21 protein-coding genes and 1 pseudogene are annotated in these 20,870 nt (G+C 40.0%); 16 read left to right on the forward strand and 6 right to left on the reverse strand.

Translation table 11 applies throughout. The annotated features are described in order from the left end of the window. Positions 1–2: 2 nt before the first annotated feature. Positions 3–2,480, reverse strand: coding sequence for a PilZ domain-containing protein (locus AABI99_RS13585; RefSeq protein WP_338366432.1), 2,478 nt, complete (start codon positions 2,478–2,480; stop codon positions 3–5). 353 nt (positions 2,481–2,833) lie between these two features. On the opposite strand from AABI99_RS13585, the gene radA reads away from it, so the two are divergent. Continuing rightward, positions 2,834–4,219 (forward strand): DNA repair protein RadA, encoded by a 1,386-nt coding sequence (radA, locus tag AABI99_RS13590; RefSeq protein WP_338366433.1) that lies wholly within the window; start codon positions 2,834–2,836, stop codon positions 4,217–4,219. A 73-nt stretch (positions 4,220–4,292) separates the two neighbouring features. Continuing rightward, positions 4,293–5,225: a hypothetical protein gene (locus tag AABI99_RS13595; protein ID WP_338366434.1), complete on the forward strand. Its 933-nt coding sequence runs from the start codon at positions 4,293–4,295 to the stop codon at positions 5,223–5,225. 93 nt (positions 5,226–5,318) lie between these two features. Here AABI99_RS13595 and serA read toward each other — a convergent pair whose 3' ends face one another. From serA to metK, 5 genes are all read right to left on the reverse strand, one after another. Continuing rightward, a complete protein-coding gene (gene serA / locus AABI99_RS13600) occupies positions 5,319–6,548 on the reverse strand; it encodes a phosphoglycerate dehydrogenase (protein ID WP_338366435.1) in 1,230 nt (409 codons plus the stop codon). A 9-nt stretch (positions 6,549–6,557) separates the two neighbouring features. After that, positions 6,558–7,211 (reverse strand): ribose-5-phosphate isomerase RpiA, encoded by a 654-nt coding sequence (rpiA, locus tag AABI99_RS13605; protein WP_338366436.1) that lies wholly within the window; start codon positions 7,209–7,211, stop codon positions 6,558–6,560. A 37-nt stretch (positions 7,212–7,248) separates the two neighbouring features. Further along, positions 7,249–7,845 carry a 5-formyltetrahydrofolate cyclo-ligase gene (locus AABI99_RS13610; protein ID WP_338366437.1) on the reverse strand — a complete coding sequence of 199 codons (597 nt, stop codon included), beginning with the start codon at positions 7,843–7,845 and terminating at the stop codon, positions 7,249–7,251. An 18-nt stretch (positions 7,846–7,863) separates the two neighbouring features. Further along, positions 7,864–8,406 (reverse strand): hypothetical protein, encoded by a 543-nt coding sequence (locus AABI99_RS13615; RefSeq protein ID WP_338366438.1) that lies wholly within the window; start codon positions 8,404–8,406, stop codon positions 7,864–7,866. 147 nt (positions 8,407–8,553) lie between these two features. Continuing rightward, a complete protein-coding gene (gene metK, locus AABI99_RS13620) occupies positions 8,554–9,705 on the reverse strand; it encodes a methionine adenosyltransferase (protein ID WP_338366439.1) in 1,152 nt (383 codons plus the stop codon). A gap of 303 nt (positions 9,706–10,008) precedes the next feature. Between metK and tkt the strand changes: the two genes are divergently transcribed. The 14 genes and pseudogenes from tkt (at position 10,009) to AABI99_RS13690 (ending at position 20,867) form a co-directional block, all read left to right on the forward strand. Then, positions 10,009–12,000, forward strand: coding sequence for a transketolase (gene tkt, locus AABI99_RS13625; protein WP_338366440.1), 1,992 nt, complete (start codon positions 10,009–10,011; stop codon positions 11,998–12,000). Between the two features lie 233 nt (positions 12,001–12,233). Next, positions 12,234–13,424: a hypothetical protein gene (locus AABI99_RS13630; protein WP_338366441.1), complete on the forward strand. Its 1,191-nt coding sequence runs from the start codon at positions 12,234–12,236 to the stop codon at positions 13,422–13,424. Further along, positions 13,421–14,227, forward strand: a complete 807-nt coding sequence (locus tag AABI99_RS13635) for a hypothetical protein (protein WP_338366442.1) — start codon at positions 13,421–13,423, stop codon at positions 14,225–14,227. The genes AABI99_RS13630 and AABI99_RS13635 overlap by 4 nt, the downstream gene beginning before the upstream one ends. After that, positions 14,220–15,026 (forward strand): hypothetical protein, encoded by an 807-nt coding sequence (locus AABI99_RS13640; protein ID WP_338366443.1) that lies wholly within the window; start codon positions 14,220–14,222, stop codon positions 15,024–15,026. The genes AABI99_RS13635 and AABI99_RS13640 overlap by 8 nt, the downstream gene beginning before the upstream one ends. A 296-nt stretch (positions 15,027–15,322) precedes the next feature. Continuing rightward, a complete protein-coding gene (locus AABI99_RS13645; protein ID WP_338366444.1) occupies positions 15,323–15,637 on the forward strand; it encodes a pyrimidine/purine nucleoside phosphorylase in 315 nt (104 codons plus the stop codon). A 178-nt stretch (positions 15,638–15,815) separates the two neighbouring features. After that, positions 15,816–16,172, forward strand: a complete 357-nt coding sequence (gene raiA / locus AABI99_RS13650) for a ribosome-associated translation inhibitor RaiA (RefSeq protein WP_338366445.1) — start codon at positions 15,816–15,818, stop codon at positions 16,170–16,172. A 142-nt stretch (positions 16,173–16,314) separates the two neighbouring features. Next, a complete protein-coding gene (locus tag AABI99_RS13655; RefSeq protein WP_338366446.1) occupies positions 16,315–17,547 on the forward strand; it encodes a divalent metal cation transporter in 1,233 nt (410 codons plus the stop codon). Positions 17,548–17,850: 303 nt separating this feature from the next. Further along, positions 17,851–18,249 (forward strand): annotated as a pseudogene (locus AABI99_RS13660) (GNAT family N-acetyltransferase); the annotation flags it as partial. A 31-nt stretch (positions 18,250–18,280) separates the two neighbouring features. Further along, positions 18,281–18,613, forward strand: a complete 333-nt coding sequence (locus tag AABI99_RS13665; protein WP_338366447.1) for a type II toxin-antitoxin system RelE/ParE family toxin — start codon at positions 18,281–18,283, stop codon at positions 18,611–18,613. Next, a complete protein-coding gene (locus AABI99_RS13670) occupies positions 18,600–18,914 on the forward strand; it encodes a type II toxin-antitoxin system MqsA family antitoxin (RefSeq protein ID WP_004586175.1) in 315 nt (104 codons plus the stop codon). Before AABI99_RS13665 ends, AABI99_RS13670 begins: the two co-directional genes overlap by 14 nt. 41 nt (positions 18,915–18,955) lie before the next feature. Further along, positions 18,956–19,483, forward strand: coding sequence for a hypothetical protein (locus AABI99_RS13675; RefSeq protein ID WP_338366448.1), 528 nt, complete (start codon positions 18,956–18,958; stop codon positions 19,481–19,483). Between the two features lie 418 nt (positions 19,484–19,901). Beyond that, positions 19,902–20,120, forward strand: a complete 219-nt coding sequence (locus AABI99_RS13680) for a hypothetical protein (protein WP_055017349.1) — start codon at positions 19,902–19,904, stop codon at positions 20,118–20,120. A gap of 1 nt (position 20,121) precedes the next feature. Then, positions 20,122–20,493, forward strand: coding sequence for a hypothetical protein (locus AABI99_RS13685; protein ID WP_338366449.1), 372 nt, complete (start codon positions 20,122–20,124; stop codon positions 20,491–20,493). 59 nt (positions 20,494–20,552) lie between these two features. Then, entirely contained in the window at positions 20,553–20,867 is a 315-nt protein-coding gene (locus AABI99_RS13690; protein WP_004586175.1) for a type II toxin-antitoxin system MqsA family antitoxin, read from the forward strand. Positions 20,868–20,870: the final 3 nt, after the last annotated feature.

Consider the following 20,870-nt stretch of genomic DNA (forward strand, 5'->3'; position numbering starts at 1 on the left):
GCTTAGCGCAAGCGGTTTAACCATAGCAGCTTTTTTCGGTTCATTTGAGCTACTTGTTTTTTATCTAACTCTAAATGCCTAAGTGCTTCGTCTGTTATATCTACAATATCACCTACGCCAGATACAGCCCACAATGCTTCTTCTATATCTTTTGCTTTATGCATGGCGTATTGACCTACATATTTAAGCTCGTTTGATAGATAGTCTGTATCAGGACGACCGGTACGAGATAAGTACAAGCGCATTATAAATACCAGCTCAGATTTAATGCCTGCACTGATTTGTTCGCTAAAGTCTAAGTAGCTATCTCCTAGTACGCATTGGCTAGTTACAGCCTTTTCAATGCTATCTTGCTTGGGATCAAAATTAATGGCGAGTGTAAATGCCAAAGGCGGGTCTTGTCGGCTTCGGTCTTTAATATTTGGGGTGATCACATCAATAATTTGTTGCTGCGTTAAAACATGGCTTAAGTCAGTTTTATTAGTTAATAAGCCAAAATTTTGTAATATCACATGGATGGGGTTGGTGTACAAACCAACACCAATAGCACCTGGAGTAAAGTGGCTCGCTTCTTTATGTAAATAAAGCGGAAATTGGCAAACACTTTTTGTCACCATGTTTCTAAGTGCAGTAGAAAGGCCTTCTATTTTAGGTGCTTCTTCAGAGACTTTTAGTTTATCTTTATTGCTTTCAATTAATTGGGTAAAAAAGTTAACCCCAGCATGGGGTAAGTCGGCAACTCTATTAGCTTTCAAATTAATGGTCGTTAATGACTTACTAATTGCCATCACTTCATATTTGAGCTCACTTAAATTATGTTTTTTAGTTATTTTTTGCAAATCTGGAAAAGACAGTAAAACAATATCGCCTTTTTTAAAGCTAACCGGTTTGGAGGACTCTAATTGTAGGCCCATCACCGAAAAGTCCCGAGTGTGTGTTTGATATTGTTTATCTTCTAATGTAAGCAGCGCCTGGGTTTTATAGAGGTAACGTTTGTGGGCGCGCAAGTTTACATACTCTAAAGCAACGATATCTAAATAGGGTGGTTTATTGTGCTTAGCGTGGCCAAAATGTTTAAGTTGGTTAACAATCGCTTTATCAAAAGGTCGTTGTTTATAATTTGCTTGTTCTTCGCTATTGCCAACCGCAGTTAACACAGCAATGTATTTTACATCTTTTATAAGTCCAGACACTCTGGGTGACGGTGGCTTATTTAGCTTTTCTATATTTTTACCTGCCGAGTTTGGTAATGATAATGGAATATAAGAATCGTTCGGATGGCTCGGCATAACTTGTAATTTAAAACACTGCCAGCTGTCTTTTTGACTACCAAATCCTAAAAACAGATTTTTTAGTTTAGGGTTGCTGTCAAGCTCTGTACGCGTCGCTGAGTAGTAATAAATTTTTCCTGCAGAGGCATGGGTAAAGGTGTAAAGGTACTCTTCTTTTACTGCCGTTATTTGGCTAAGCATCTGACTAATGCGTTGATTATTTAAAACGCTATATAAACAGGGGACTTTTCTCTCATCAGTAAAATAGCGCTGAATAAAAATATTATTTTCCGTTGTTAGGCTCAAGCTCGGGACTATTTGTTCGCCTCTTTTACTTAAAAACACATACAAAGAAGTAACACGCGGAATGTAATATTGCTCGTAACCCTTTGAAACAACAGCATCTAAAGTGTTATCTAAATTAACTTTGTAACGGCGCTTATTGCCATGAATAAAGCTTTCTAAAAACTCGTCAAATTTTTCATTGTTTTCTATAAAAGTACGCTTTAGGCGAATATGGTTATATTCACGTGATATGTTTTCAACAGCGACCACTTCATATTGAATACCATTTTTAAGGCCTAGCTCAAAGTCTTGCTCAAGCCCTACTAAGCGCATGGCAATAAGTTGCCCTTTTTTAATAACTTGCCGAGTAGAAAGTTTAATTTTACAGCCACTTAGCGAAATATCAGAGGTGCTAGCAGCAATGTTTTTCTTATCATTGTACTCAATTTTAACTTTGATTGAGTAGTTCATCCGCTCTTCACAGCGGCTTTCATAAGAAGCAAATTTTATTACGCTGGTCGTTAGGGTGTCGTTTTCGGCTGGCGCATCACTTCGCTCTTGAGCTTGCTTTTGCAGTACACGATGGTTGTTTTCGGTATTCATTACCGCTTCGTATACCGCTAACGTATAGCCGCCATGTTGCTTAAGAGCTGCTTCAAAGACCTCTATAGCAGTGTCGTCCATAAAGTGCTGTTTGCCATTGTGCTCATACGGGCGCACTTGGCCTGTAACTAAGCCTCGTAGGTCTATAAAGCGGGCTACTGGCTGAGATAGGCGCGACATTTCCATTTTCATCAAAAACTGCTCAGGCTTTGTTAAGCCAGCGGTTTTTGATTTGAAAATTTGCTCGAACTTTGCGCTACCTAAATAGGTTTTTAGCTCATTCACAAGGTCTTCGTGTTTGAGCAGTATGTCGTCAGCCATTTATAAATCGTCACCGTCTAATTGAAAAGTTGGTATACTGTAAAGTCCATTTATTTGAAAACTTCAATAAACGGAATATCGCGCTATGTTATTAATATAGGTACGATTTTTTGTGTAAGTACAGTTTACTCTTGTTATTATGTGTTAAACGCCAATTTGTTGGCAAGTTAATCTAAAGTATTTAAAAGCAATAAGTATGCCCTAACTTAAAGTAAAAGAGAAAACTGTATGTGTTTGTTTCCAATATGGTTCCTAATGTATTTTGGTAATATAGCGCTGCTAAGTAGCGTACCCATGATAAAATAAACAATTAAGTGCAAAAATAAATCAAACAATAGTAGGTAAGGTTATAAATGGCTAAAGCGGCAAAAGTAGAGTTTGTTTGTACAGAGTGTGGTATGAACTATCAACGTTGGCAAGGTCAGTGTCGCTGTGGTGCGTGGAATACCTTGGCAGAATTTAAACCCTCTGCAGGACAAAGTAAAAAAGCTGCTGCACGCGCTAGCGTGGGTGGTTATGCAGGTAGTGTTGGCGGCGGGTCAAAAAAAATTAATGATGTCGCTACCATGGAGGCTGAAAAGCAGCTCACAGAAATTGGCGAGTTGGACCGCGTACTAAGCGGCGGCGTAACCACAGGCTCGGTGAATATCATTTCGGGCGACCCTGGTGCGGGCAAAACAACGCTTTTATCTGACTTAGTAGCTAGAATGTCACAGCGAATGCCATCACTTTACTGTACCGCTGAGGAGTCGTTGTCACAGTTTAAAAATCGCGTAAACCGCTTAAAGCTTAACTATAACGCCGATGAACTTTATTTACTCTCCGAAACCAGCGTAGAAAACATAATTGAGGAGCTAGATAAAAATAAAATTAAGTTTGCTGTTATCGACTCTATTCAGGCGGTTGTAACCGACACTGCAAATGGCAGCCCTGGTTCTCCTTCGCAGGTAAAAAGTGCCGCGCAAGCACTCACTCAGTATTGTAAGCAAAACGATGTCACTATGTTTATTATTGCTCATGTAAATAAAAATAATGAAATTGCAGGGCCGCAAACATTAGTACACATTGTTGATGCCTTATTACATATAGATACAAATGATGGGCAAGTGCGTACGCTCAGAGCAAACAAAAACCGCTTTGGCGATATTGATACTGTGGGCATTTTTAAAATGTGCGAACGCGGTATGCTCAGTGTAGATAACCCCAGCGAGATTTTCTTATCAGGTTCCAGCACAGAGTCGCCGGGCTCAACTATTACCTGTATTCGAAAAGGTAACCGCAACTTATTGCTCGAAATCCAATGTTTAACTACCGAGACAGAGGCTGAATTTCCACAGCGTGTGTGCGTGGGTTTAAACATGAACCGAATAAAAATGCTTACTGGTATTTTACGCAAACACACCAAAACTAAAATATTTCACGATACGTTTTTTAATATTGTGGGCGGCTTACGAATCGATGAAACCGAAACCTGTATTGATTTAGCGTTAGTAACCGCGCTTTTAAGTAGCTTAAATGAGTTTGTGGTACCGCGCACAACTTGCATTATGGGTGAGCTTAGCCTAAATGGCGATGTACGCCCAATCGACAGCGGTGTACCACGGGTTAAAGAAGCGGCTCAGCATGGTTTTACCGAAATATTTATCCCATTTCGTAATTACCATAAATCGATGGAAGGTTTAGGCGCTAAAATTACACCTGTAAAAACTGTGCATGAGCTACTTAGTTTAATTAATTAACGCTTACAGGGGTTGCTAAGCAATGTTACTCTGGAGCCAATAAAATTTATATACAATAGAATAAGGAAATAACATGAAAAAACTCGTTATCGCTATAGCCATTGTTGCAGTAGGTGTTGGTGGGGTTAGTTACGCAAACTATGTGGCAACTCAAGAGGTACGTAGCGAAGTAGATAAGCAGCTTGCTTTAGTGAGCGATCAAACCGGTGCAACGTTTAAGTATGCGGGGTTATCGGCAAGTGTTATTTCTAAAAGTGTTGAAATCACTAACATGGAAGTTATTGGTCCTGAAGGCGATAACGTTGCGCATATTCAAAGTATTGAGGTAACCGGTTACGAAACTGACAAAATATCGCCACATACATCGTTTGAGGTTAAAAGTTTTCAGTTTGATAAAGACTTTGTAGCAAAACTGCCCTCTGATACAAACGAAACGCTCGCCTCAGCAAGTTACGATTTAAGCTCATCGCTTGATTACGATGAGCAATCTGGCGATAGTGATGTCGTTTTAAAATTAAATGCAAAAGATATTGCTAGCTTTAACATGGATGTAGGCCTTGCTAATTCTAAAGCATTAATGGATGCATCCCTTGCAATAAGCAAAGCGCAGCAAGAAGCCGGTGACACACCGCTTACGTACGAGCAAGAGTTACAACAGCAAACCTTAGTGATGCAAGCGATGAGTAAACTTGAGCCGAGAAATATTAATTTAGTACTTAATAATCAAGGCAAATTAAAAGAAGTATTGGCAGGCGAGCTTGAAAAGCAAGGCATGACGCTTGAGCAAATGCAAATGATGCTACAGCAACAGTTACAGCAAGCGCCCGTAACTGAAGAAATAGCACAGGCGCTAACTGATTTTGCCAAAGGTTTAAACTCATTAAGCATATCGGCAAAATTGCCTGAAGGTAAAACCATGATGGAAGTTAACCAGCAAATAATGATGTTAGCAGGCCAGCCAGAAGAGCTAGTTAAATTTGTTAATTTAGAAGTTAAAGGCGAATAGCAGCCTAATTAATACAAAAAAGCCGCACTTGATTAATCAAGTGCGGCTTTTATTATTTTAGCTATTAGCTATTAGCTATTAGCTATTAGCTAATTAGTGAAGAATACGCGCTCTAATTGTCCCCTCTACTGCGCTTAGCTCTTTAAGAGCCACTTCTGATTGATCAGTATCTACGTCAATAACTACATAACCAATTGACTCATCGGTTTGTAAGTACTGAGCGGCAATGTTAATACCATGCTGGGCAAACGCTTGGTTAATTTGCGTCAGTACACCAGGGCGGTTGTGGTGTACGTGCAATAAACGGCTACGATTAGCAAGCTCTGGCAGCGAAACCTCAGGGAAATTAACAGCCGTAATAGTTGAGCCATTATCTGAGTATTTAGCTAATTTACCGGCTACTTCAATACCAATGTTTTCTTGCGCTTCTTGGGTAGAGCCACCAATGTGCGGCGTTAAAATAACGTTGTCGAATTCACGCAGTGGCGATACAAATTCTTCTTCGTTAGATTTTGGCTCAACGGGGAATACATCAATAGCAGCGCCGCTTAGTTTTTTCTCACTAAGCGCTTCGGCTAGTGCTTCAATATCCACTACAGTACCGCGTGAAGCGTTGATTAAAATAGCGCCTTGTTTCATTACGGCAAGTTCTGCCGTGCCAATTAGGTTTTTAGTTTGCGGTGTTTCTGGTACGTGTAAACTAATAATATCAGCGCGCTGTAATAGCTGTGTTAGGTTATGAATTTGAGTAGCATTACCTAAAGATAGCTTATCCTCAATGTCGTAATATTCTACAGTCATACCGATGTTTTCAGCCATAATACCTAGCTGTGTACCAATGTGGCCGTAACCAATGATCCCAAGCGTTTTGCCACGCGCTTCAAACGAGCCAGTTGCTGTTTTTAACCAGCCACCACGGTGCGCTGCTGCATTACGCTCTGGGATACCGCGTAATAGTAATAGTATTTCGCCAAGTACAAGTTCAGCCACAGAGCGAGTGTTAGAAAACGGTGCATTGAATACCGCAATACCACGCTCGCGCGCTGAGTTTAAGTCAACTTGATTAGTACCAATACAAAAACACCCAATGGCAACTAGCTTTTCAGCGGAGTCTAAAACAGCTTGGTTTATATGAGTACGAGAGCGAAGCCCAACAAAGTGCACATCTTTAATACGCTCTTTAAGTTCGTCCTCAGGTAAGGATGTTTTTACGTAGTCGATATTGCTGTAACCATTACGTTTAAGCGTTTCTACTGCGCTTTGATGAACACCTTCTAGCAAGAGAATTTTAATTTTGTCTTTTGCTAACGATACCTTACTCATAACCTCATCCTATTTAATTTGAGGCCCATTTTTAGTGCCGATAATCACTTTATCAGCGCCGCGCATCGCAAATAGGCCGTTGGTAACTACGCCAACAATTGAATTAATTTGTGTTTCAAGTTGCTTGGCATTACTAATACTTAAATTGTGTACATCTAAAATAACGTTACCGTTATCTGTTACTACACCTTGGCGGTACACAGGGTCACCACCAAGTTTTAATAATTCACGTGCTACATAGCTGCGTGCCATTGGGATAACTTCGACTGGAAGCGGGAAGTCGCCCAGTGTATCGACCAATTTAGTGTCATCAACAATACACACAAATTGCTTGGCTACGGCAGCGACTATTTTTTCGCGAGTAAGTGCTGCGCCGCCGCCTTTAATCATTTCATTTTGTGCGTTTATTTCATCTGCGCCGTCTATGTATACATCAAGTGCATCTACATCGTTTAGCTCAAACACTTCAATGCCTAATGCTTGTAAGCGTGCTGTTGATGCTTCAGAGCTAGATACCGCACCCGTTATGGTGTCTTTCACTGTGCCTAGTGCATCAATAAAATGATTGACGGTAGAACCTGTGCCCACACCAACAATGGTGTTTTCTTTTACAAACTCCAGTGCAGCCCACGCAGCTGCTTTTTTTAATTCGTCTTGCGTCATTGTTATGCTCATATATCAAATGTGTAGTGGGTGTTTATTACCAGTGATAAATGTTATCGGGAGTAATAATAGTTTTAAGTGGAACATCCCACGATTCAACTGGCAGAGCATCTACTTTTTGACAGCTATGTGCTAAGCCAATAAGTTGTGGTTTTTGCCAATTGTATGCGTGTAATTGCGCCAGTGTTTTATCGTAAAATCCACCCCCCATTCCTAATCGGTTACCTTGATTATCAAATGCAACAAGCGGCATCAGTAGGTAATCTAAATCAGCTAATGGGCATATTTGAGAGCAATTCAGCTTAGGCTCCAAGATACCATAGCGATTTGCCCTCATGGGTGAGTTTTTTTCATAGCGTTGAAACAGTAAGGTTGTTCCATTAAATGGGTGGATAACGGGTAAATATAGGGTGTGACCTTGTTTCCATAATTCTTTAATTAACAATGAGGTATCGAGTTCTCCGTCATTGCTAAAATAAATAGCTATCTGCTTTTTTGAGGCTGTTTTATCGCTATTTAGCTGTTGAGTAAAATTCAACTTTAACTGAGCCGCAGCGTTCTCTTGTTGTTTTTTTGATAGATTATTGCGCAACAGCCGAATAGATTGGCGTATTTTCGTACGTTTATTGTTCATTGTTATTACGCACCTTTTTTAATTTGACACTAAATCAGGAAAAGCTAAGTAAATACCAAGCACAATAAGTAATAAAACTGCAGTGGCAATCAGTGAATATAATAAAGTATTGCTACGTGTTTTAACGGGTTCATCGAGCTGATCATCAAGCATGAGATCATCTTGTTGCCACTCATCGTTTTCATCTTCGGTGTTTTTTAGCTCGTTAGTGGGGAGTCTTTGTTCTAGCTCATCTAGTTTTTCTTCTAAACGGATCAGGCTGCTTGTTATGTAGTCAAGAGCATCAAAAATTCGATCATCGCGCAGGCTTGTCGCGTCGGGGCGTTGAAGTGAAGGCTCACCGGTAGCTTGTAATTTACTTTTAATACCAAGGCTTGCCAGTAATTTGGCTTGCTTTAAGGCTTTGTCTTTGTTGTTTGGCGCAAATAACGTTTTGCCGTTAAAAAACTGAGTGACTTTATCTTCAGACGTTTTTAGTTTATTTGCTAAATTAACGCAGGCTGTTTTAGCCTCAGTGCCCTCAGCAAGCCCTACAAACATAACGCGAAAATTATTGGCCATTGACTTATCCCTTAAGTTTTTATTATGTAAAGAGTATATACCTAAAACAGTAAGTAATTCGAGGGCTTGCTAAATCTCATTACTAACTTTTGCTTTAGATATAAAAACGGCCCTTAAAGGGCCGTTTATTATTTAATGTGTTTTGGCTTAAAGGCCAGCAGCTGCACGAAGTGCGTCTGCTTTATCTGTACGTTCCCATGGGAATTCATCACGACCAAAGTGACCATATGCCGCTGTTGGTTGATAAATTGGGCGCTCTAAGTCAAGCATTTGAATTAAGCCGTAAGGGCGCAGGTCAAAGTGCTCGCGAATTAGCTCGATTAAGCGACCTTCTTCAAGCTTGCTTGTACCAAAGGTTTCAACGCTGATAGAGGTAGGCTCTGCAACACCAATTGCGTAAGACACTTGTAGCTCACACTTATCAGCAAGGCCTGCAGCCACTACGTTTTTAGCTACGTAACGAGCTGCGTATGCCGCTGAGCGGTCAACTTTTGATGGATCTTTACCAGAGAAAGCACCACCACCGTGACGTGCCATACCACCGTAAGTATCTACGATAATTTTACGACCCGTTAAGCCACAGTCACCCATAGGTCCACCAATTACAAAGCGACCCGTTGGGTTGATGAAAAACTTAGTGGCGCTATTAATAAGCTCGGCAGGAAGTACTGGCTTAATGATGGTTTCCATCACAGCTTCTACTAAATCATTTTGCGAGATTTCTTCAGCGTGCTGAGTCGATAATACAACAGCATCTATACCAACTGGCTTGCCATTTTCGTATGCAAACGTTACTTGAGATTTTGCATCTGGACGTAACCAGTTAAGCTCGCCACTTTTACGAACCTCAGCTTGGCGCTGTACTAAACGGTGTGAGTAAGTAATTGGTGCAGGCATTAGTACGTCGGTTTCGTTACATGCGTAACCAAACATTAAGCCTTGGTCGCCAGCGCCTTGCTCTTCTGGGCTAGTACGGTCAACACCTTGGTTAATATCAGGAGACTGCTTACCAATGGTGTTTAAAATTGCACATGAGTCAGCATCAAAGCCCATGTCTGAATGTGTGTAGCCAATCTCACGAACTGTTTTACGGGTAATTTCTTCAATATCAACCCAAGCGCTAGTTGTGATTTCACCACCAACCATAACCATACCGGTTTTTACGTAAGTTTCGCACGCAACACGGGCATGAGAGTCTTGCTCTAGGATAGCATCAAGTACCGCATCAGAGATTTGATCGGCGATTTTATCCGGATGACCTTCAGAAACAGATTCAGAAGTAAATAAATGTTTTGCCATTGTATTTCTGCTCACAAATATTGCGCTTCACAAACGTCGGTATTAGCGCTAAAAAATTAAGGGGCGTATTTTATCTAAAACAAAACACATTGCATAGTGTTTTTACGCCTAGACGTCTAAATAAAATGTTTAATAACTTTTTGGTCTTAAAAAATATTCATAATAGCCCATTTTTATAGGGTTTTTAATTGCACACAGCCCCCACATTAAGTAAGAATGGTTGCCATAAAGCTCTTGAGTGACTCAAGGGCATTAACTAACACATAAGTACCCGCGCAAATACACATAAAGGTAGGAGAATTCATGCCATCTCGCAAAGAACTTGCAAATGCTATTCGCGTCTTGTCAATGGACGCAGTACAAAAGGCCAAATCTGGTCACCCTGGAGCCCCTATGGGCATGGCCGATATCGCAGAAGTATTATGGCGCGATTATCTAAAGCACAATCCAACTAATCCAGAGTGGGCTGACCGTGACAGATTTATTCTTTCAAATGGCCACGGTTCAATGCTTATTTATTCTCTGTTGCACCTAAGTGGTTACGACTTACCACTAGAGGAAATTAAAAACTTCCGCCAAATGCATTCAAAAACGCCTGGTCACCCAGAATATGGCTACGCACCAGGTATCGAAACCACTACGGGCCCATTAGGTCAGGGGATCACAAATGCGGTAGGTATGGCGATTGCCGAAAAAGCATTGGCTGCGCAGTTTAACCGTGAAGGCCACGATATTGTTGATCACTTCACCTATGCATTTATGGGTGATGGTTGTTTAATGGAAGGTATTTCTCATGAAGCTTGTTCACTTGCTGGCACATTAGGTTTAGGTAAATTAGTTGCGTTTTGGGACGACAACGGCATCTCAATTGATGGTGAAGTAGAAGGGTGGTTCAGCGATGACACACCAGCACGCTTCAAAGCATACGGCTGGCACGTAGTAAGCGATGTTGATGGTCATAACCCTGAAGCCATTCGCGCCGCTATCGAAGAAGCTCGTAGCATTACTGATAAGCCATCATTAATTTGTTGTAAAACAGTGATTGGTTATGGTTCACCTAATAAATCAGGTAGCCATGATTGTCACGGTGCACCATTAGGTGACGACGAAATTACAGCATCTCGCGAATTTTTAGGCTGGACTGGCGATGCATTCGAAATCCCTGCTGATATCTATAGCGAGTGGGATGGTAAAGAAAAAGGTAAGCAACTAGAAGCAAGCTGGGACGAAAAATTTGCAGCTTATGAAAGTGCATACCCTGAACTTGCTGCTGAGTTTAAACGCCGTACAAACGATGAGCTACCAGCTGATTGGGCTGAAAAGTCACAAGCTTACATCGAAGAGCTACAAGCAAACCCAGCAAACCCTGCAACACGCAAAGCATCACAAAATGCATTAAATGCGTTTGGCCCGTTACTACCAGAGTTTATGGGTGGCTCTGCTGACCTTGCTGGCTCAAACTTAACACTTTGGGATGGCTCAAAAGGCCTAGAAGCAAACGATGCTAGTGGTAACTACATTTTCTACGGTGTGCGTGAATTTGGTATGTCAGCGATTATGAATGGTATTGCTCTTCATAAAGGCTTTATTCCTTACGGTGCAACTTTCTTAATGTTTATGGAATACGCACGTAACGCAGTTCGTATGGCTGCACTAATGAAGCAGCCAAGCATCTTCGTTTACACGCACGATTCAATTGGTCTAGGTGAAGATGGCCCGACGCACCAACCAGTAGAGCAAATCGCAAGCATGCGTTTAACACCTAACCTAGTGAACTGGCGCCCATGTGACCAAGTTGAGTCTGCGATTGCATGGCAACAAGCTATTGAGCGTAAAGACGGCCCAACATCACTTATTTTCACTCGCCAAGGCCTTGAGCAACAAGCGCGTACTGCACAGCAGTTAGCTGATGTGAAAAAAGGTGGTTACATCCTTAGTTGTGACGGTGAGCCAGAGCTTATCCTTATTGCAACAGGTTCTGAAGTAAAGCTTGCACAAGATTCTGCAACAGAACTTCGCAGCCAAGGTAAAAAAGTACGTGTTGTATCTATGCCTTCAACCGATTTATTTGATGAGCAAGACGCTGCATACAAAGAAAGCGTACTACCGGCAGCTGTTACACGCCGCGTAGCAGTAGAAGCAGGTATTGCTGACTACTGGTACAAGTACGTAGGCCTAAATGGCGCAGTAGTAGGCATGACGACATTCGGTGAGTCAGCACCTGCAGGCGAGCTGTTTGAGCACTTTGGCTTTACAGTAGAAAACATTGTAAGCAAAGCAAACGAGCTTTTTTAATAGTATTTGATTAAATTTTGATTAAATAAAGTAAGTAATTGAAAAGCCCGCACTGTGAAAAACAGGGCGGGCTTTTTTGTTTCGCTTTTAGATCTAATTAATGAACATTTAAAATACTTACTAAGATCGAAAAACATGCAAACAAAGAGTAAATACACCATAAAATTATTTTTTGCTCTAAAAATTCGTTTGCGGTATCATTTTGGGCACAGGCTCATTTACAAGGAAGAAATATGTCTTGGTCTAAACTCAATAAAACTATCAATGCTCATTCTGTAATCCCTCTCGACGCGCTTAGCTGTCGAGATTTTGGTGTTAAGCTCCCCGTTAACTTCCCATTTAGTAAAGTTAAATTTACTTGCCAAGCTCTCGCTATGCTATCGCAGCTCAATGACTATGATTTAAAAATGGTATGCGCCGATATTATTCAAATATGCGCGAACCCTAATGCTACAAACTCAATTAAGCATAGCCGTAACCCTCTGCGACGTTTATGGCGGACAAAATACCCATTTCGTAATTATCATTTTTTAATACGTTATAGCTTGGAGTCTAACTTCGTCTCTATAACAGATGTATTATTTGATAAGCAGCTACAAGGAAAAAAAGGTAATTTTGCTGCCGAGCGCACCATGCTTTACGAGGTAAAAAGGCTTAGCAACCATAGTTATAGTAAGGCTATGAAGAGGGAAGAGATAGAAGAAATACAAGGAGCGTGGCAAGAGGAGCCTACTCCAACAGCACGAGTGAATACACAGCACGCAGCAGTCAATGGTATGCAAAATGAGCTTACCAAAGCTACATGGTTAATGGGCACTCACCTTGATAGAGCTTATGAGGGGGATGGGATAAAGGCTTATACGCTGTTTCATAACCCAACAGATCGACCAAAGCTAGATTTGGTGGAATGTGCGTTTGATAAACGCTTAGGTACTAAATCCCATAACGCTCAACATTTAGCAGCGGTGTTGGCACAAAATAACCAGCAAGGTAAGCAGGTTAAATGGCTAGCACATAGCCAAGGGGCAATCATTTTTTGTGCGGCACTGGAGCATTATCGCATTCACTATGGTAAGCCACTTAAAGGGCAACAATTAGCCGTGCATGGGTCAGGCTCAAATATCGAGCGTTTAAAACGCATTGCTCATAGTACCGGGTTAAAAGTTGTTGCGGTGCGTAATAATCCCTATGACTTAGTGCCTAACTTAGCCGGCTTTAATGACTTATCGTCAAGCAGTCTTGTCCGTTCGATGAAATTTAAAGGCTTAGTTACAGGTGATGATGCTGGTGCCAGCCCTCATACTTTGCCATTTTTAGGTCTAGTCACTTATGCTGACCAACTGCAAATGCTTGGTTATAATGATAAGGCCGATGTGGTAAGAAAGTTTATTAAAACTCTACCGGCTACGGATACGCGTTTATGATCAAATTAGCTAAGGCGTTTTTTCGTGGTTTTATTGGTGGGCCCAATTTTGAAAATTGTGTTCACCATCGCCTTATTTTGGAAGACAGACTACTCACTCTTGATATACCGGATAGCAATGTCGCAGCTGTACCATCTACCATTGATGTGACGTTTCCCTATAATTCGACCAGCTGGTTTGAACAACATAAAAAAAACTATTTACACCATGAATACGTACATATGCTTACTGAAAACTGGATGTACTTGCCACCAGTAAGCTATTTGCCAAGTAGTGAGTATGGCATGCTTAGTTGTCAACTAAGGATTAAACAAACCAATAAAATCAATGTTTTGGATATCGCACAATTAAAACATTTTGTGATTGAATCATACGATAACTTCCATTGGGGGCCTGACGGCAGAAATACCGAAATTAAAAATGATACCACATTAGAATCTAGTAAAATGGCCGTCCCCTTTGAGCCTGATGAGTTAGAAGAAGAAATTTTAGGTCGTATTGAATCTTATGGAAAGCCGCCATTGCCTGCCGCTAAAGAGGCTGTGATCAATAACTGCCAATGGGTGTTTTATCAAGTAAAAAGGAATAATGCTCTCTCTCGCCATGATTTTTATTGTTTGCCACTTAGTGAACATGCTTTTTTGGAAGTAAAGTTTAACCATCGTGTTGACCGCTCAGATAAACATAAAAAATGGGCTAAGCATGCACTTGAATCACAACAGCGAATTATGGAATCAATAAGGCTCAGTGATTTACCCCCCGAACACGATAATTTAATTACTGATAATTCTAAGAATGATTAATTTAGCCAAGGCTTTTTACCGTGGTTTTATTGGCGGGCCCAATTTTGAAAATTGTGTTCACCATCGCCTCATTTTAGAAGATAAGCTATTAACTCTCGATGTGCCGGATAGCAATGTCGCAGCAGTACCGTCTACTATTGACATCTCGTTTCCTTATAATTCAAAAAGTTGGTTTAACCAACACAAAGAAACGTTCCTTTACCATGAGTATGTTCATATACTCACTGAAAATTGGATGTACCTGCCGCCAGTAAGCTATTTGCCTAGTAGTGAATATGGCATGCTTAGTTGCCAGCTAAGAATTAAGCAAACTAATAAAATCAATGTTCTTGATACCGCACAATTAAAGCGCTTTGTTATTGAATTATATGATGACTTCCACTGGGGACCTGATGGAAAAAACACTAGAATTAAAAATGATACCACTTTAGAATCGAGTAAAAGAGCAAACCCATGGGTAGGTGAAGCTCTGAAAGAAGAAATATCAGGGCGGATTGAGGTTTATGGTCAACCGCCATTACCGGCGGCTAAAGAGATAATTATTAATAATCGCCAGTGGGTGTTTTACCAAGAGTGCAGAGGTAATGTTCTTTCTCGCCACGATTTTTATTGTTTGCCATTAAGTGAGCATGCTTTTTTAGAAGTAAAGTTTAACCATCGTGTTGACCGCTCAGATAAACATAAAAAATGGGCTAAGCATGCACTTGAATCACAACAGCGAATTATGGAATCAATTAAACTCAGTGATTTACCCTCGGGCCATGATAATTTAATAACAGATAACTCGCAGGGTTTTTAACTTTCTCAAAGCCCGCCTTTAATAAAAGAGTTACTTTTAAAAGCCTCAAATATGCGCACATACATGTAGTTGTGCCCAAAGTTATGGAGCGTTATTAGTAGACGTAGAGCTTGCTCACGTGAGAAGCGTAGCTTCTAATTATTTAATATATCCTCTAAAAGCTAATATCCAGTAAAATAAATTGTTTGTCGTTATGATATTTTGACTTAACTTTTTAGCTTCCACTTCCTTGCAAGGCTATGACCTATCAGGCAAGGTGGTGGCCGATTAAATAAAACAAAACAACAGGAGTGAGGATGTCTCAGTTTGAAAATGTAAGCGTAATTAAAAAAGCGAACGTGTATTTTGACGGTAAAGTATCAAGCCGTACCGTGGTATTTAACGATGGCACAACCAAAACATTAGGCTTTATGCAGCCAGGCGAATTTGTATTTGATACCAGTAAAAAAGAACTCATGGAGCTGTTAGGTGGCCAGTGGGACATTTTATTACCTGGCGAAACACAGTGGAAAACATTTAACGCGGGCGAATCATTCAACGTTGATGCCAATGTTAGCTTTAAAGTAAAAGTGAGTGATTTTGCTGATTATTGCTGTTCGTACACAGACTAAACGCTAAAGGCTAGACGTCTGAAAGCCCATACTCTATGGGCTTTGCATAAACTTTGCACAGCGTATGATCTAAATCAGTTTGAGTAACAAATTAATTTCAAAAATCAGTGCTTTTTCCTTGTGTTAATCTAGATAGCCCCCAATACTATTTATGAGGTAACAAATAAAAGGATACCCTATGAAAATTAATCTTTCTGGTCACCATGTAGACGTTACTAACTCTATTAGAGAGCATATCAACGAAAAGTTTTTAAAAATTGAGAGCCATTTTCCATCACTTATCGCTCTCGACATTATCTTGTCTAAAGAACATCATAAATTCCAAGCAGAGATCAGCACAAATTATGAGGGTGCGCGTATATCGGTAAAAGGGGAAAACGAAGTTATGTACCCAGCGATTGCCAGCGCAGCTAAAAAACTCGATGCAGCACTAAAACATCGAAAAGGGCAAATAAAAGCAAATTTACACGAAAAGCCTGTAAGCACAACGCCAGAAATAGCGCATGAGATCATTCAAGAGATGGAGCTAAAGTAAGCTTTAGTCCCAAAGTACTATAAAAAAGAGCCTTATGGCTCTTTTTTATTGCCTTGATTTTAGGTAAGTTGTTCTCTCTTTATGTTTTTTAATTATAAAACTTAATTTTTTGTATATATAACACACACATATTGAGAAATTAATGCAGCAAACTCACACTTCGTGGAAATCTCGATTGGGCGCCCTAGGCCCTGGTATCTTAATGGCAACCGCCGCAATAGGGGGCTCCCATTTGGTTGCATCCACTCAAGCTGGCGCATTATTTGGCTGGCAACTATTTTGGCTTATATTGGCGGTTAATGTATTAAAATATCCATTTTTCCGTTTTGGTATGGAATACACTTTAGTAACCAAAAACAGTTTAGTAGAAGGCTATAAAAACAAAGGTCCTGTCTATTTTTATAGTTTTATTGGTTTAAATATACTTGCCGCCATAGTTAATACCGCAGGGGTGTTATTACTGACTGCAAGCTTGCTGCATTATGCATTGCCAATAGTGATAGAAGTCACGCTACTGTGTTGGATATTGCTCGGTGTGTGTTTAGCTATTTTATTACTTGGGCACTTTAAAGCGCTCGACAATGTTGCAAAAGGCATAATGGGTCTATTAACTTTGGCTACTGTTATTGCGCTGGTTATTGCATTTAGTAACGGCCCTATGGCGCCTGCTGATTATGTGGGTCCATCACCGTACGAGCTGGCTATGCTGAGCTTTATGGTCGCACTTATGGGCTGGATGCCAGCACCTATTGAAATATCAGCGCTCAGCTCACTTTGGTTAAAAGAAAAACAAACTCAGCAAACAGTCACTAAAAGCCAAGGTCTGTTTGATTTTAATGTAGGTTATTGGTTAACAGCGTGCTTAGCATTAGTGTTCTTTAGCTTAGGCGTGCTAGTGCAATATGGGCAAAGCAGCAATATTGAGCTTGGCGGTGTAGCCTTTGCTAAACAACTTATTGATATGTACGCACTGACTATTGGCGAGTGGGCAAGACCGCTGGTATCAGCCATTGCTTTTTTATGTATGTTTGGCACTACACTTACCGTGCTTGATGGCTACGCCCGTACGCTTAACGAGTCACATAAACTACTTGGTTTTAAGCAATCTAAACACAGTTTAAATAGTTGGTTAGTACTGCAAGCCTTTGCGGGTATGGCCGTTATTTTATTTTTTAAATCGGCCCTTGGCCCCATGCTTACCTTTGCCATGACACTAGCCTTTGTAACCACCCCCGTTTTTGCATGGCTTAACTTCAGCCTAGTGCGATCAGAGAGCGCTATTAAGCACAGTGTACTATTGCGCAGCTTAACCTGGTTAGGCTTAGTTTACTTGGTTGGTTTTGCTGTTGCGTTTGTAGTTTGGAAGTTGATGTGATTTTAGGTTCGAGGTGAAAGGTACAAATCAAATAACCTCTGCATAAATACACGGCTAGTGTGGACCACCATAGCCTACGGTGGGCGAGAATTGGCCTGTTAAAAGTAATAGCTAGGTGAAAAAGATGATCATACTTAAAAGCCAAGTATTTAAGACAGTCCCTAAGTCTCCAGAACAGAGCTGTATCTTTTAAAATAATACGCAAACAGATAAGGTTGTCGATGAGTTAAATATATAGTTATTAGCGCTTTATATTAAATATTAATACACGGAAAAATGAGTTGTAAATGGAAATAAGAACAGGCGCTTGATGTAACTCAAATCACCCAGCCCGATATAACTTTTTATAGCTTATGGATTGATAATAATTTAGCGGGTGTTGGCGCATTAAAAGTGCTCAATGCCACGCATGGCGAAATTAAACCAATGCGCACCTCAAGTAACTATTTACGCCAAGGCATAGCCGCTAAGTTACTCACGCATATTATTGAGCAAGAAACACTGCGAGGTTACAAAAAGCTAAGTTTATAAACTGGAGCAGCAAAAGCATTTTTACCTGCGCAAAAGCTTTACACTCAGTTTGGTTTTAAAGAGTGCGAGCCGTTCGGTGATTATGGGCTAGATCCGTATAGTTTGTTTATGGTAAAGAGCTTTAGCCAAAGCAAGAAATACCTGCCGCACTCGTTTAAAATCTTTAATTGAATTTATACGCTATCTGCGTATACTTTAATATATGAAAAGCCTATTTGTTGAATCAAGCATATTTGAAAAGTACCGAGAGCTGTACTTGAGTGATGACGAGTATCGTCTATTTCAAGCAGAACTCATGGTCAACCCAAAACAGGGCGATGTGATTCAAGGAACAGGCGGCTTACGTAAAGCACGAGTTGCGAGCAAAGGGAAAGGTAAGCGTGGCGGTTCAAGAGTTATATATTATTACTTGGACGACAAAAGACGTTTTTATTTACTCACTATTTACAGTAAAAACGAAGTAACCGATTTAACAGCAGATCAGAAAAAGCAATTAAAAGAATTCTTAGAGGTATGGCGCAATGAGCAAACGTGATTTATTTTCAGAATTAACGACAGCACTTGATGATGCTAAAGCGCATTCACAAGGAAAGCTTACGTTACGTACTCATGCGGTAAATGATATTAACGATCTTGCTATCTCACCTGATGAAATAGTAAATATTCGAGAAACATTTAATATGTCGCGTGGTGTGTTTGCTAACATTCTTCATACTTCAGCAAGAACGCTTGAAAACTGGGAGCAAGGGCGTAGTGCACCGAATGGTCAAGCAATTACCTTGTTAAAGCTTGTGCAGCGACATCCCGAGACACTAAATCATATAGCTGAGTTGTAAGCCTCTAGCTACTCTTCTTTCTATCATTTTAAGGGACTAAAATGAATGACACTAACTTTATAATACGTGTTCTAAAGTGGGCAACACTACAAGAAGAATTTACGTTCGAGCAGCTATGTAAAGCAGTCCTGCTAAGTGAAAAAGAGAAGGAGCAGTTAAAACGGTTAATTCATGATAAATCACTTTTGTTTCACTCACACACATCATTCTATAGTTCGGTAGACAGACCAGGGTCGGGTATTAAATTATTTGCAAGTGCAGAAGATCACTTTAGGTTTTTAGAGTATGTAGAGCTTAATGAAGCTAGGGAATCAGCAAAAGATGCTAATAGAAAAGCTTTATTTGCGATTTGGGTAGCTATTTTTTCTACGGTCGTATCGATTTTTTTATCTATATTGTCAATTAAATCGGATTTAAATATACCGGATAAGCTATATTCAACAATAAATAAAACAAATAAAAGTGTTGTGGGAGAGCTCACCGAAATTAAGAATGATAATCACGAGCTAAAGAAAAAGTTAATCTCGAACTCTGTTTGTTTAATTAACTCTGACCCTACCTATAAATAACGCGGTGCAGCGGCTTGTTTCTAATAAATTTATCATTTACTGTCGGATGGCGTGGCTTCGCCACTTATCCGACCTACGTCAAAGGTAGGTTGGTTAAGCCAAAGACGCCACCCAACAACGTTGTAAGTTCACGCCTGAAGCTCCGCTGCTAGCGCTGAGCTGAGGTAAATTAATATCTAACTCAGCTCTTTTATCGCGTTACTTATTCCATCTAAACTCAGCGCATACATGCGGTTGTTCATTAACTGTGTAATCAATGCTATTTAGAGTCAACAGATTAATGTTAAGTGGCTATTATTTTGTAGTAAGTTAGTAAGTGATTTGATAAGTTAGCTGGGTAAAGATATTAATATGCATGTTATGAAACGGCATACTATTAGGTTTTATTATTTGATGTTTAATCTACAGGGAAGAAACCATGAAATTTGATATGGCAATTACAGACAACTTCGCATCATTTTATGATGAAAAAGAAGGAAGTCATATTTTCATAGATAGTTTTGATAATGAAAATTTTGAAGTGAGAGTAGGAAGCTTAGAAGATTCGAAGCCCGTTGGTAATGTAGTTGCTTTTACTGATGTTGAACTGAATTCGAAGTTATTGGAGTTATATAATAAGCACATTGGAGGTGCATAAAATGATTACTGAAGCTGAAATATCTGCATTAGAAAGTTCGGTCAATGAAATACTCCGTAAACACAATATGTCATTTAAAATGTCAAAACACTTTGTCAAAGACAGGATGAATGACTCTCGTAACACCCCAATGATTATGATTGCTGAACTAAACAGTATATTCAACCGTTTGACCGCGAGACATAAAGAGAACATTTTAAATCTTAAGCACAATAGTACATTTAATATTCGGTGCACAATCTCACATATTAATATGCCGTGCGCTGTAAATAAGATTTCAAGCCATTCTGGTGAGCATCATGAGAACATTGTAATTACAGTAATGAGAAAAGCTGAATGGAAATCAAAGGACTCTGTAGAGTTCTTAATTTAACTAAAAATAATAAAATAGAGACTCTAAAAACTAAAACTGAGTTTTTAGAGTCTGGCGCAATGAGCAAACGTGATTTATTTTCAGAATTAACGACAGCACTTGATGATGCTAAAGCGCATTCACAAGGAAAGCTTACGTTACGTACTCATGCGGTAAATGATATTAACGATCTTGCTATCTCACCTGATGAAATAGTAAATATTCGAGAAACATTTAATATGTCGCGTGGTGTGTTTGCTAACATTCTTCATACTTCAGCAAGAACGCTTGAAAACTGGGAACAAGGGCGAAGCGCACCAAATGGGCAAGCAATTACTTTGTTAAAGCTTGTGCAGCGACATCCTGAAACATTGAATCATATAGCTGAGTTGTAGGGT

It is taken from the genome of uncultured Pseudoalteromonas sp., assembly GCF_963922945.1.
GTDB lineage: Bacteria > Pseudomonadota > Gammaproteobacteria > Enterobacterales > Alteromonadaceae > Pseudoalteromonas.